Annotated in this window: 13 protein-coding genes; 5 read left to right on the top strand and 8 right to left on the bottom strand. The window is 63.2% G+C overall.

Going from position 1 to position 13,229, the window contains the following annotated elements; translation table 11 throughout:
- The first annotated feature begins 11 nt into the window (after positions 1-11).
- Complete coding sequence (ftsA, locus tag SALLO_RS0107335) at positions 12-1,274, top strand: cell division protein FtsA (protein WP_022835663.1); 1,263 nt, start codon at positions 12-14, stop codon at positions 1,272-1,274.
- Between the two features lie 358 nt (positions 1,275-1,632).
- On the top strand, positions 1,633-3,135 hold the full coding sequence (gene ftsZ / locus SALLO_RS18730) for a cell division protein FtsZ (RefSeq protein ID WP_022835662.1): 1,503 nt from the start codon (positions 1,633-1,635) through the stop codon (positions 3,133-3,135).
- Between the two features lie 191 nt (positions 3,136-3,326).
- Here the strand turns inward: ftsZ and SALLO_RS0107325 are convergent, their stop codons facing one another.
- The 5 genes from SALLO_RS0107325 to SALLO_RS0107305 form a co-directional block, all read right to left on the bottom strand.
- The gene (locus SALLO_RS0107325; RefSeq protein ID WP_022835661.1) at positions 3,327-3,506 is read right to left on the bottom strand and encodes a hypothetical protein; all 180 of its coding nucleotides are present in this window, start codon (positions 3,504-3,506) and stop codon (positions 3,327-3,329) included.
- The gene (gene ribB / locus SALLO_RS15910; RefSeq protein WP_022835660.1) at positions 3,503-4,723 is read right to left on the bottom strand and encodes a 3,4-dihydroxy-2-butanone-4-phosphate synthase; all 1,221 of its coding nucleotides are present in this window, start codon (positions 4,721-4,723) and stop codon (positions 3,503-3,505) included. Before ribB ends, SALLO_RS0107325 begins: the two co-directional genes overlap by 4 nt.
- Positions 4,724-4,843: 120 nt before the next feature.
- Entirely contained in the window at positions 4,844-5,368 is a 525-nt protein-coding gene (lptE, locus tag SALLO_RS0107315; protein ID WP_228702792.1) for an LPS assembly lipoprotein LptE, read from the bottom strand.
- A gap of 40 nt (positions 5,369-5,408) precedes the next feature.
- Positions 5,409-6,041 (bottom strand): DsbA family protein, encoded by a 633-nt coding sequence (locus tag SALLO_RS15905; RefSeq protein ID WP_084696206.1) that lies wholly within the window; start codon positions 6,039-6,041, stop codon positions 5,409-5,411.
- A gap of 142 nt (positions 6,042-6,183) precedes the next feature.
- The gene (locus SALLO_RS0107305) at positions 6,184-6,495 is read right to left on the bottom strand and encodes a hypothetical protein (protein WP_022835657.1); all 312 of its coding nucleotides are present in this window, start codon (positions 6,493-6,495) and stop codon (positions 6,184-6,186) included.
- A 256-nt stretch (positions 6,496-6,751) separates the two neighbouring features.
- Here SALLO_RS0107305 and SALLO_RS15900 point away from each other — a divergent pair, with 256 nt between their 5' ends.
- On the top strand, positions 6,752-7,255 hold the full coding sequence (locus tag SALLO_RS15900) for an OmpA/MotB family protein (protein WP_022835656.1): 504 nt from the start codon (positions 6,752-6,754) through the stop codon (positions 7,253-7,255).
- Positions 7,256-7,285: 30 nt separating this feature from the next.
- Here SALLO_RS15900 and SALLO_RS0107295 read toward each other — a convergent pair whose 3' ends face one another.
- From SALLO_RS0107295 to SALLO_RS15895, 3 genes are all read right to left on the bottom strand, one after another.
- Positions 7,286-8,356 carry a phosphotransferase family protein gene (locus tag SALLO_RS0107295; protein WP_022835655.1) on the bottom strand — a complete coding sequence of 357 codons (1,071 nt, stop codon included), beginning with the start codon at positions 8,354-8,356 and terminating at the stop codon, positions 7,286-7,288.
- A gap of 30 nt (positions 8,357-8,386) precedes the next feature.
- A complete protein-coding gene (locus SALLO_RS0107290; protein ID WP_022835654.1) occupies positions 8,387-9,328 on the bottom strand; it encodes a branched-chain amino acid transaminase in 942 nt (313 codons plus the stop codon).
- Positions 9,329-9,467: 139 nt separating this feature from the next.
- A complete protein-coding gene (locus SALLO_RS15895) occupies positions 9,468-10,181 on the bottom strand; it encodes a glycosyltransferase family 2 protein (RefSeq protein ID WP_051141425.1) in 714 nt (237 codons plus the stop codon).
- 187 nt (positions 10,182-10,368) lie between these two features.
- Between SALLO_RS15895 and SALLO_RS0107280 the strand changes: the two genes are divergently transcribed.
- Both SALLO_RS0107280 and SALLO_RS0107275 read left to right on the top strand, forming a co-directional pair.
- Complete coding sequence (locus SALLO_RS0107280; protein WP_028567017.1) at positions 10,369-11,973, top strand: ABC transporter permease; 1,605 nt, start codon at positions 10,369-10,371, stop codon at positions 11,971-11,973.
- Positions 11,974-12,012: 39 nt separating this feature from the next.
- Positions 12,013-13,113: an ABC transporter ATP-binding protein gene (locus SALLO_RS0107275; protein WP_022835651.1), complete on the top strand. Its 1,101-nt coding sequence runs from the start codon at positions 12,013-12,015 to the stop codon at positions 13,111-13,113.
- Positions 13,114-13,229: the final 116 nt, after the last annotated feature.

Below are 13,229 nucleotides of genomic sequence, written 5' to 3'. Positions count from 1 at the left end.
GACACACCTTCATGAGTGAGCAGATTGTTGTAGGCGTCGACATTGGCACGACCAAGGTATGCGCGGTCGTGGCCGGCAAAGACGACTTGGGGCGCGTAAATATCCTTGGGGTCGGCGTGGCCCCGTCCGACGGCCTCAACCGAGGCGTTGTGGTAAACATCGACCGTACCGTGCGCGCCGTGCGCGCCGCCATCGAGGAGGCCGAGCGGGCCGCGGGGGTTGAGGTGCACAGCGTCATTGTCGGCATTGCGGGCGATCACGTGCAGAGCTTTCAAAGCCGCGGTGTGGTGACGATTAGCAATGGCGAAATTACGGAGAGCGACGTGCAGCGCCTGCTGGAAGATACCATGCACGTGGCCATGCCGGCCGACCGCGAGATCCTGCATGTGATTCCGCAGGAGTTTATCGTGGATGGGCAAGACGGCGTGGCCGACCCCATTGGCATGAGCGGCGTGCGCCTGGAGGCCAACGTGCACATCATCACGGGCCTCGTGTCGGCGGCGAAGAACATTTATCGCTGCATCGAAAAAGCGGGCTTCGAGGTGGCCGACATCGTGCTAGAGCCGCTGGCTTCATCCTTTAGCGTGCTGCACGACGACGAAAAAGAAGTGGGCGTGGCCCTCATCGACATCGGCGGGGGCACTACCGACATTGCCGTTTTTGAGGACAACACCATCCGTCATACCGCCGTCATTGCCGTAGCAGGCAACAAAGTCACCGACGACATCCGGAAGGGCCTGGGCGTGATGCGCGATCAGGCCGAGCGCCTCAAGCGGCAGTTTGGAACAGCCCTGGTTGACTTTGCCGATCCTGGCGAGCAAATTGAGATCCCAGGCATTGGCGGGCGCCCCGAGAAAACCATCGGCCGCGACACCCTGGCGCAGGTCATCCAGCCGCGCATGGAGGAAATTCTGGAAATTGCCGCGATCGAAATCAAGCGAAGCGGCTATGGTCGGCACCTGGGCGTAGGAACTGTTGTTACGGGCGGCGGCGCACTTATTCCGGGCACGGCCGAACTGGCGGCCGAGGTGCTAGAGATGGATGCGCGCATTGGCATGCCCATGGGGCTTGGCGGCGGACTTGTAGAAGAAGTAAGCAATCCGAAGTTTGCCACGGGGGTGGGCCTTGTGTTGTACGGCATGCAGCCCGAAGTTATTGGAAGCTCGACCATCACGGAAGACGTGGAGTCGAACGCGCGCGGCCTTGAGACGCCCGGCGAGACGGTGGTAAGCCGCATCGCGAGTCGTATGAAGGCGTGGTTTGATGAATTATGAATACAGGAACGTTGCAAAACAACGGATAATCTCCGAGGCTGCCGCGTGTGGCATAAGCCAAAAGCGGTAAGGATGTAATCCGCCTTGTAGGTCTTTACATCATCCGCTCGGTGTTATACTTTGTGTCATGCAGTTGGTATGTTGTTCGAGCAGTACCCCGTGCGAGGCTCTACGCGAGAGGGAGCGGTTGTACCAGCGAACCCTTCCCCCTTCTTGGTGCTCGCATACGCATCACAGACAACCGCCAACCTGCTCACTATCTGATGTGCGCCGTGCTGCGTAGAACCAGCCGATGGCTGCTCACCATCGCCTGCTGTGGCGCGTGCGCCTTGAATGACAGACGACTGGAGGGACCTTTATGGAAAATGAATATAGTTCACGCATCTCGTTTGATGACAATGCGAACGAAGAAGCGAAAATCTGCGTGATCGGTGTTGGGGGCGGCGGCGGTAACGCCATCAACAACATGGTTGACAAGGGCATTCGCGGCGGCGTAGAGTTCATCTCAATCAACACCGATGGGCAAGCGCTAGCGGAAAACCGTGCGCCGCACAAGGTGCAGGCGGGAAAAAACCTGACCAAGGGCCTCGGCGCCGGCGCTCGTCCGAACGTAGGGGCGGAGGCCGTCGAGGAAAACAAGAAAGAGATCCAGCAAGCCCTCGAAGGCTTCGACATGGTGTTCATCACCGCTGGAATGGGCGGTGGCACCGGAACCGGCGGCGCGCCGGTCGTGGCTTCCATTGCGCGTAGCATGGACATCCTAACGGTGGCCATCGTAACCAAGCCCTTTCAGTGCGAGGGGCGTCGGCGCATGCGAACGGCCATGGATGGCATCGCCAAGCTGCGGCAGAATGTTGACACGCTCATCGTCATTCCAAACGAGCGGCTCCTCGACATCTCTGACGAGAAGACAAGCATGATTGAGGCCTTTAAGAAGGCCGACGAGGTGCTGTACAACGCCACCCGCGGCATCAGTGACCTGATTACGGTGCACGGGCTCATCAACCTCGACTTTGCGGATGTACGCACCACCATGAAGGACGGTGGAACGGCCCTCATGGGATCGTCGACGGCTTCGGGCGACGACCGCGCCGAGAAAGCCGCGATTGAGGCAATCAGCAGCCCGCTGCTCGATGGCCTCTCGATCAACGGAGCGACGAACGTGCTCGTCAACGTTACGAGTGGGCCGTCGGTGGGCATGCTCGAAGCCACCCGCGCCACGACCATCATTCAAGAAGAGGCCGGGGATGACGTTGAGGTCATCTTTGGTACGGTGATTGACGAGTCGCTAGAGGACAAGCTGCGCGTGACGGTTATCGCCACCGGGTTTGACAGCGGAGAGCACGACGAGATGGATGGGCAGCAGCCCTCGCGTCAGCAGCCCGCGCGTCAGCAGGCAGCGCAACAGCCTGCGTCGCAGCAGTCGGCTACGGGTCCATCAGCCCCTACAGGGCAGAATCCTGAGCCGGGCCGTCAGCAGCAACCCCAGCAACCCCGGCAACAGTCATCGGGTGATCGCGTGCGCCGCACCGTTCCGTTGGATGGGGGGCAGCAGCAGTACCAGTACAAAGGCGAAGACAACCTGCGCAACCTCGACGAGCCGGCGTATATGCGCCGGAGCAAGTTGCGGACGCCAGACGCCACCGATGAAGAGTCATCGGGTCGTGCGCCCTCGGACGGCGAGAGCCAGCCCCGCAACACAACGCCCGACACGCCGGCGCAATCATCCAGCAACGGCTCGTCGTCGAGCACGCGCATTCAGCGGCTGCGTCCGGGGTCGGACGACGCGAAGGAGCGCACGGAGCGCATCCGCAAAGACGATCTTGACACGCCGGCCTTCCGGCGGAAGATGATGGACTGACGGCCGTAACTCTCTAAAGTGGGCCCTCCAGCCCCACCACAGGGGTGCCTCCTCATGTGAGCGTGCCCGGGCGTTTGAGCAACGCTCTCTGTGGTTTTCGGCGATACGGAACCATCCGTATCCCACCAGCCACGTTCCCGCGATGGAACGTGGCTTTTTTCGTTTCTTTTGTTCGTTTTTCGGAGCGACGCTCACGCGTCCTCGGGGTCCAGCGTATACACCCGATACGCCGAAAAGAGCGCAATGGCTGCCATCAGTGCGGCCCCCGCGTAGGCTCCATGCTGCACGCGGTACAGGGCAATTACGGTGGCCAGGCCTCCTACAACGACGTATACGGCAGTAAAAAGACGAACACGCGAGCGGCTGTTCATGACGAAGTATCAGATGGTGAATGGGGAGCGAGGCGAAAGGGCATAAGCGCACGTGCACCGTCGCCGCCCAGGTGTTCGGCAACGGCCTCGGGCACCGTTAGGGGCACACGTTCGACAATTTCGAGCCCGTAGCCCGCGAGGCCCACACGCTTCTGTGGGTTGTTGGTAAGCAGCCGCAGCTTGCGAAGGCCCAGGCTGCGCAAGATCTGACACCCGATGCCGTAGTCCCGCGGATCCATGGCCGGCGGTGCTTGGCTGTTCGTGTCGCTGTGCTGCCGGGCTTCGTACGTTCGGAGCGCATCGAGGGTGGCGCCGCGCCCGCTTTGCATCATGTAGAGCACAACGCCCTGCCCTGCATCGGCCACCATGAGTAGGGCCTCGGCGAGCTGCTCACGGCGGTCCACATCCGACACCGCAAAAACATCCGACAGGACGTCCTGCGCATGCACGCGCACGAGCACCGGCGTGTCTTCGGTCCATTCGCCCTTGGTAAACGCCAGGTGCACCTCGCCGGTCAGTTGCTCTTCGAAGGCGACCACGCGGAAGGCACCGTACGCCGTGTTGAGCGACGCCTCGTAGGCCGTGTGCACCAGCCGCTCATTTTGCATCCGGTACGCGATGAGGTCCTGAATCGTCACGATGGGCATATCCAGCGCCTCAGCCATCGGGAGCAGGTCCGGGACGCGCGCCATGGAGCCGTCGTCGTTCATGATTTCGACCAGGGCGCCCGCCGGTGCGCACCCCGCGAGGCGCGCGAGGTCAACGGCCGCTTCGGTATGACCGGCGCGGCGCAGCACGCCCCCCGAGCGGGCCTTGAGGGGAAAGACGTGCCCCGGCCGCGCAAAGTCGAACGGCGAGGCGTCGGGGTCGGCCAGGGCCCGAATCGTCTTGGAGCGGTCGGCCGCCGAGATGCCCGTGGTGGTGCCTTCCTTGTAATCGACCGACACCGTGAAGGCCGTTTGGTAGGGCGCGGCCCCCGAGGCTTCTACCATCAGATCCAGATCCAGCGCGTCGGCGCGCTCGGCCGTGAGGGCGGTACAGATGAGCCCGCGGCCGTGCTGCGCCATAAAGTTGACGCGCTCGGGCGTCATGTGCTCGGCGGCACCAATGAAGTCGCCCTCATTTTCGCGGTCCTCGTCATCCACAACAATGACGAGCCGTCCGTCACGAATGGCGGCAATGGCCGCCTCGATGCTATCGAAAGCGTGCGTATCCATAAACAGAAAGATAATGCGTGCAGTGCGATTCCTCCTACGGCGCAATCCGTCAGAGGGGTCCACACGACGGCGTGGAAATGGCGTTACGCTTCCGGCAGCGCGCGGGGCGAGCAGGGGCGGCTACCAGTTGGATGTTGCCGTGCTAAAAATGTTGTCGGCCACCTGCTCAAGCGCCTGAACCGCGGCTTGGCGTTCGCCATCGAGGCCGGCCGTGGTGGGGTCATAGTCGGCAAAGGCGCTAAAGTCCTGTGCCACGCGGGCGGTGTCCTGCACCTGATCGTAATAGCGTGCCTCTACCGTGATGCGCACGCGGTTTACCGCGGCCTGCGCGTCGCCCGAGACGGTAGCGGGCTGATTGTTGTATTGCGTGATGCGGGTGTTCAGCACCACGTCGGCCTGGTTCTCGTTGGCCGTGAGTGCAAGGCGCGTTTGGTTCACAAAGCGATCCACCAGCAGGTCCGACAGGCGCGTGCCCAACCCGCCTACGGGGTTTGTGGTGTTGTCGATGGTGAGCGGAATGGCAATCGTTTGCAAATGCGAGGGAATGGCCGCTCCGCTGAAGCTGTAGAACGCACAGCCGCTGAGCAGGAGCGCGAGCCCTACCACCGAAAGCAGCGCGCGTCGCGTGGGCAAGTGCATGGGCATTGCAATCAACCGAATCATTGGGGAATGCGGCGCAACGGCGTCACTTTGAGGCCTGGGCCTGCGCCTGGTTGATGAGGGTGTTCATGCACGCCCTGGTGCGGGCAGATCCGGCGACAAATTTTCCATTGATGAGAACGGTGGGCGTGCTGTTTACGCCGATCTGAATGGCCTTCTTGCGAGCCTCTAGCACCATAGGCCGGAAGCTGCCGTCCTGCACGCGGCTCATCAGGGCATCGGGCGCAATGCCTACCGCTTCCGCGGCCGCGCGGATGTCGCGCGTGCCGAGACCACTCGGGCTCTGCCGGGCATACAGGGCTTCGAGCATCGGAATGAACTTGTCTTGCTGCGCGGCGGCATACAGCGCTTCAATTTCGGGCAGCGACGAGCGGCGCAACGGAAAGGGCTTAAAGACGAAGCGGACCTCGTCCTTCTGGTTTTTCATCACCGGCTTCATCACCGCATGCATGGTCTTGCAGTGCGGGCAGTTCGGGTCGAAGTACTCGATGACCGTGACTGCCGCATTGGTATCCCCAAAGATGGCGTCTTGGAAGTTGACGAGCGACGAGGGATTTTCCACCGGCGCCCGCGTGGTATCGTAGGTGCAGGCCTGCCCGCGAGCGATCGATACGCTGAAGGCAAGCATCAGGCAGGCAACAAGAAGACGACGAGTCATGGGCAAGGCAGGGTCGGGACAAAGGGTATGAGGCGCGCTGCAACGACACACAGCAATCAACGAGCCGGCCCGCCGCGAAAGTTCCTGGCCGGGGCCAGCAGACGCTGTGATGCCGGCCGTAAGAGGCTGCCGCACGGAGCGATCAATGCAGCATGTCAATCAGTAGCATGAACGGCAGCCCGAACGAGCCAAAGAGGAGCATGGTCACCATAAAGCCGGCGTAGGGCGTAAGCCCGCCCCGAAACCACAGGTACCACCGCAGCTGCAGCAGCGGCCAGTTGGCCACGTGGCACAAGATGAGCAAACACATCAGCCACAGCTCGCGCAACAGGGGCGAGGGCGTGGCGCTGTAAAACGCGGGCATCGATACGATGAACACGGCGATGTAGCTGCACGACGCCAAAATCTGTAGCAGGTACTCCTCAAAAAACTCCTCGGGACGTAAGGGCGCCATGCGTTTCGCCAGGTTAACCGACGGATCTCCACCAGTGGTTGGGGCATAAAGGACAACGAAGCGTTCCGTCTATTTTCACTCCAGCCGTTAGTTTATGGCCTTTGCTTTAAGCAGACTCGCGCCGACTCGCGTCGTTACGTCTTGCCTCTCGCTGTGTTGTCTCCTCCTACTCAGTACCGGCTGTAGCGGTTCGAAGCAGGCCGCCGGGCCGTCGCCCGAAATAACAGCACGGCTTGAGCGCCTACAGCAAACAAACATGGAGCTGGAGCGCCGCAATGCCGAGCTACAGCAGCAAATTGGCAACCTGCAACAGCGCATTAACGAGTTGCAGCGCAAGCTGACTTCAAACGTGGCCCGCCGCGGCGAAACCGTGCGCATCTTGTCGACCGATGTGTACTTCAAAAGCGGCAGTGCCGACCTCACGCCTACGGGGGTCGACAAGCTTGCAGAAGTGGCGGCGACGATCAAGCAGCAGTACCCGCAGCGCGTCATCCGGGTGGAGGGGTTCACCGATAATAAGCCCATCGGCGACCGCCTGAAGAGCATCTACCCCAGCAACTGGGAGCTATCCGCGGCCCGCGCGGCGGCCGTCGTGCGGCACTTTCGGTGGACGCACAACATCGATCCGGTACGCATGGAAGTGGTGGGGTACGGACAATTTCACCCAGTGGCCTCAAACGACACCGCCGAGGGCCGCAGCAAAAACCGGCGCGTGCGCGTCGCGGTGATGCCCAAAAGCGATGTGCCCCCGAATATGTAGGCCGGGCCCTGGCCGGATGCGTCGCGTGGCCTATTCCCAGTGCCCGGTGGCCACGTCGTGCGCACGTTCGGCCACGGTGCCGATCATTGGGCGCAGGGCCGCAAACCGCTCGTCCTGCGTTTGGCCGCGGGCGTACCGCGCGTAGATCTGTGCGACGATAACGGTTAGGCGGAACAGCCCGAGCGCGTGGTAGAAGCGAACATCGGAGACGTCGTGTTCGGCGGCCGCGGCATAGCGCTCCACCAGCTGGGGCCGCGTCGGAAAGGCCGGGTGCACGGGCATCGTAGCAAACTGCTGCATGGCATCCGGGTCGTCGGGCGTCACCCAGTAGGCAAGCAGCGCGCCGAGGTCGCTCAGCGGATCGCCGAGCGTGCACATATCCCAGTCGAGCACAGCCACTGGCGTGTGCGCATCGCCGGCAGCGAGCATGAGGTTGTCCAGCTTGTAGTCGTTGTGCACCAGCGTGTGGGCCGGAGCCGTGGGCACGTGCGCCTTGAGCCACGCGTGGGTGGCTGCCATGGCCGACAGGCGCTCCGGGCGCGCCGCGGTCCACCGGTCCCACCAGCCCGCTATCTGTCGTTCGATAAAGCCGTCCGGACGCCCGAGGTTGCCAAGGCCGATGGCTTCATAGTTGACCGCGTGGAAGCGCGCCAGGGTATCGACCAGGGTGTGCGCCGCGGCGGGGGCCTGTGCATCCGCTGTGCCAAGCGCGTCGGGCCACGTCGTGCGGATGACGGTACCGTAGCGGCGCTCCATCAGGAAGAAGGGCGCGCCAATGACGGACGGGTCGTCGCAGTAGAGAAACGCCTGTGGCGCCAGCGCGAACGAGGGGTGCAGCTTACGAAGCACCGTAAACTCGCGCGCCATGTCGTGCGCTCCTTCAGGCACAGGCCCGAGGGGCGGCCGCCGCAGCACGAAGACGGCGTCGTCGTAGGTCAGCTCGTACGTGAGGTTGGCATGGCCGCCGCCAAACTGCCGAACGGTGGGCGGGGCTTCCGCGACCCCATCCAGGCCCTCCGCCACCAGAAACGCATGGAGCGCCTCCACGTCGAGGGCCTCGTCGGGGCGTACCGGAATGGTGTCGTCGGCCGAAGCAGCCATGAGCCCAAAGGGCGATGCACACGGTGCGCGTTAGGGCGTTGCCGGCTCGGCGGCTTCCGTGGGAATGTCGACGAAGGTGAGCCAGTCGTACGGGTCGTTGCCGCCCTCTACGATATCGAAGAACGCATCCTGCAGGGCTTTCGTGACCGGTCCGCGCCGGCCCTCGCCCACGGTGTAGTGATCCACCGAACGGATCGGCGTGATTTCGGCGGCGGTGCCTGTAAAGAAGACCTCGTCGGCAATGTAGAGGGCCTCGCGGGGGAGCGACTTCTCTTCAACGGTGTAGCCCATCTCCTGCGCCAGGGTAATGACGGCGTCGCGGGTAATGCCGGGCAGAATGGAGAGGCCCACCGGTGCCGTGTACAGCGTCTCGTCGCGCACCACAAAGAGGTTTTCGCCGCTGCCTTCCGCAAGGTAGCCGTTGGTATTCAGCATGATGCCTTCGGTCATGCCATTTTTAACGGCATTCATCTTCACAAGCGAGGCGTTCAGGTAGTTGCCACCGGCCTTGGCCATCGAGGGCAGCGTGTTGGGGGCGAGGCGGTTCCAGCTTGCCACTTCCACATCCACACCCTGTTGCAAGGCCTCCTCGCCCAGGTACTTGCCCCACTCCCACACGGCAACAAACACATCCACGTCGTTCTCCAGGGGATTTACGCCCATAGGCCCCATCCCCCGGAAGATGACCGGACGGATGTAGCATTCGGCCAAGCCGCTGCGTTCCACCGTATCCATCACCGCTTGCTCCAGCTGTGCCTGCGTAAAGTCGGCGTTCATGCGGTGAATTTTGGCGGAGTCGACCAGGCGGCGCATGTGGGGTTCGAGCCGAAAGATGGCCGAGCCCTGGTCGGTGTTGTAGCAGCGAATGCCCTCAAAGACCGAGGAGCCATAGTGCACCACGTGGGAGAGGACGTGGACTTGTGCGTCCTCGTGCGGAATGAACTCGCCGTTGTACCAAATGTCGGGCGTCATGGCAACAAAAACCTTGCATTGTGCGGAAGGACAAACCGTAAAGCCTACCCTGCGTGTGCGCAGAAGTTCGGTTTTGCGGGAAAGATTGGAAGCGCTTTCCTGAATTTATAACAGTTGTGTGTAGGCCTCAGGTGTACGCTTAGGTTGCAGCCGAAGCCTTGGCGCGTGGCGCGCGCAGTGCGTACCGGGCAATGGTCCACAAGATTTTGGCCGATGCCTTAAGGGTGCCGCTGATCGTTCCGGTGATTTTCGACACGCCCACCCGCCGCCGGTACGAAACGGGGACTTCCTGAACGCGCAGGCCGTGCTGGATGGCCTTAATTTGCATCTCGATGGTCCACCCAAACGTTTTGTCTTGCATGTTGAGGGCGAGCAGGTCGGCCAAGCGGATGGCGCGGAACGGCCCCAGGTCGGTGTACGGGGCGCCCCAAATCCAGCGCATCAAGGTGCAGGCGAGGCGGTTGCCCATTTGGGCTTGCGGGAGCATGGCGCCGGGCTCGGCGGTGCCGCGAATGCGCGATCCGACGACGAAGTCGGCCGTGCCGTCTGCGATGGGCTGCACGAGGCGCGTCATCTCCTCGGGGTGGTCGCTGTAGTCGCCGTCCAGGAAGACGACGACATCGGGCTTGCGGGAGCGTGCGTAGGCGATGCCGCGCAGGCAGGCCCATCCGTACCCGCGGCGCGCTTCGGTGAGAACGGTGGCGCCGGCTGTGCGGGCGTTCGCTTCGGTGGCATCGGTGGAGGCGTTGTTCACAACCACAACCTCCTGTACGAGGCCGCTCGGAATGTCGGCAATCACCTGCCCAATGGCGCGGGCTTCGTTGAAGGCCGGAATGATCACGAGGATGTCCACAAGCGCATGGGGTTGAGCGATAAAACAATGCGTCTTCTCTACGAATCCCCCAAAGCTTTGATGCACACCGCCGGGGCGCGTTACACTGCCCGCATGGGACTGCATGAAAAGGGCGCAGAGCAGAATCAGCGCGTCGTGCGGGCGGTAGATGTAACGGTTTTTCTGTTTGGTTTTGGAGGTCGCACGCATGTCCTTCTCCCCTCAGGCTTGGCGCGAGCGCTGGTTCTTGGCGATTCCGCTGCTTGTGGTGGTGGGCGGCGTGCTCGTGCCGTTGGGGTACTTGCTGCTGCGGGCTGCGCAGGCCGACACAACGGTTCTCTGGAATCTGGTGGTGCGGTGGCGCAACGCACAACTGCTTTGGAATACGGTGCTCCTTACGGGCGGCGTGCTGGCGTGCACCACGGCCCTCGCCTTTCCGCTGGCCTGGATTACCACCCGTACCACGTTGCCCGGGCGGCAGGTGTTTACGCTCTTGGGCGTGTTGCCGCTGGCCATCCCGGGGTACGTGATGGCCTACGTGCTGCTCGCCACCACGGGGACGCGTGGGACGCTGGCGCGCACGATGGATATCGTCATTTCGCGGCTGAGCGGCTTTGAAGGTGCGCTCTTGGCGCTCACGCTGGGCACTTTTCCCTATCTGTTCTTAAACCTGCGGACGGCGCTGCTTGGCCTGGATCCGTCGATCGAGGAGTCTGCGCGTGCGCTGGGGGCTTCGCGCCTGCGTGTGTTTTGGACGGTGGTGCTGCCGCAGCTCCGGCCCGCGTTTTTATCCGGCGGATTGCTTGTGTCGCTGCATGTGCTGGGCGATTTTGGCGTCGTTTCGCTGATGCGGTACAAGACGTTCAGCTATGCGCTGTACCTGCAGTACACGTCCTCGTACGACCGCGTCTATGCGGCCTGCCTGGCGCTTATGCTGCTGCTGCTCACGGGCGCGATCCTCGTGCTCGAAGCGCGCTTGCTGCGCGGCTTGTTGTATCATCGGGCGGGCGGGGGCGGCCCGGCCCGGCAATCGCAGCGCGCGTCGTTGGGCGCGGGCGCCGGGGCGGCGTACGCGTTTGGCCTGGTGGTGGCGGGCCTCTCGGTGGTGCTACCGGTATGGACGGTGGCGCACTGGTTTGCGGAAGCGGCCGGTCAGGGGCTGCCCTGGGCCGATCTTGGGCGGGCGGCGTGGGCGTCGGTGCGCGGCTCGGCACCGGCGGCGCTGGTGGCCACTGCGCTGGCGCTGCCCGTGGCGTATGTGGGCGTGCGGCATGAGGGCCCGGTCACTCGCGGCCTGGAGCGCATCGCCTATCTGGGCTACGCCACCCCGCCGCTCGCGTTTGCGCTGGCGCTTATCGTCTTTACGCTGCAGGCGGTGCCCTGGGGCTACCAGACGCTGGCGCTCCTTGTAATGGCGTACGCCCTGCACTTTATGGCCGAGGCGATCGGGCCCATCCGCTCCTCGTTGTACCAAGCACCCCCGCACCTGGAAGATGCTGCGCGGTCGTTGGGCCGCTCGGCGCTGGGTGCGTTTCGCGCGGTGACGCTGCCCCTGTTGCAGCGCGGGCTGCTGGTAAGCATGGCGTTCGTCTTTTTGTCGGCCATGAAAGAGCTGCCCCTTACGTTTTTGCTGGCGCCTGTTGGCTTTCAAACGCTGGCCCTCAATGCGTGGAGCTATGCCAACGAGGCGATGTTTGGCGAGGCTGCGCCGTATGCCCTGGCCATCATCGCGGTATCGGGACTGTTTGTGGGATTGTTGTTGTTGCGTGAACAGCAACCCCGCGAGCAAACGAAATCCGAGGCGGCGGCGTAAGGTGCTCGGCCATCTGTTTCAGTTACCGTGGTTGTGTGTATGTCTGATCCTCTCCTTACGGTTCGCGGACTCTGCAAGCGCTTTACGGCCGCGGGCGGGCTCGTCGTGGACGACGTATCGTTTGATGTGGCGCCGGGCGAAATCTTGGCCATCTTGGGCCCTAGCGGGTGTGGCAAGACGACATCGCTGCGCTGTGTGGCGGGTTTTGAGCGGCCCACGGCGGGCACGGTGGCTATGGAGGGCCGCGTGCTGGATGACGCAACCACCCACGTGCCGCCGGAGCAACGGGGCATCGGACTGGTCTTTCAGGACTTTGCGCTGTTTCCGCACCTGAGTGTGCTGGAGAACGTGAAGTTTGGACTGCGCGCGGTGCCCGAGCCGGCGCGCACCCGTCAAGCCGAGAAGACGCTGGAGCTTGTGGGCCTCGCCTCGTTTGCTGAGCGGGCGCCGCATCACCTCTCCGGCGGCCAGCAGCAACGCGTGGCGCTCGCCCGCACCCTTGCGCCCGCTCCCTCGCTCATCTTGCTCGATGAACCCTTCTCCAACCTCGACGCCCTCTTGCGACAGGGCACCCGCCAGGAGGTGCGCGTGCTGCTGAAGGCCAAAGGCATGAGCGCCGTGCTTGTTACGCACGACCAAGAAGAGGCCCTGTCGTTTGCCGACCGCGTGGCCGTCATGCACAACGGCACCATCGAGCAGGTGGGCACGCCCGAGGCGGTGTACTACGAGCCCCGCACCCTCTTCGTCGCGCAGTTCTTGGGGCGCACCAACTTGCTGTTCTCGCAAGCAACAGGCGAACAGGCCGACACGCCGCTGGGGCGCGTGCGCTTGAACCGTGCCGCCCAGGGAACGATTTTGGTGTCGATGCGGCCGGAGCACCTCACCCTCGATCCATCAACCGAAAACTCGGGGCCGGTGGGCACCGTCATTGGGCGCGCATTCAAGGGACACGACATCACATACCGCGTGGCCTACGACGGGGCCGAGTACCTGGTGCATACGCACAACCGCATGACCTTCCGCCCCGGCGACAGCGCCTGCATCCGTCCGCTTGAAGCGGGCGTCGTGTTGGAGAAAGATCCGAAGGAACCGGTAACCAGCGGCGCCACCGATGAGCCCGCCGTGTATGCCACGTCTTAAAGACGAACCATACGTCCGCACGATGGTCGGACGGCGGGCGTCTTTTCTCCGCTCCCATTCTCGCCCGACTGGGAGGCATCGGTTGGCGCGACAACGCCCCGCGGCATGGTTACGGC

The organism is Salisaeta longa DSM 21114 (assembly GCF_000419585.1).
Taxonomy (GTDB): Bacteria; Bacteroidota; Rhodothermia; order Rhodothermales; family Salinibacteraceae; genus Salisaeta; species Salisaeta longa.
The sequence above is the reverse complement of the archived record's forward strand: the minus strand, read 5'-3'. Positions and strand labels throughout refer to the sequence as shown.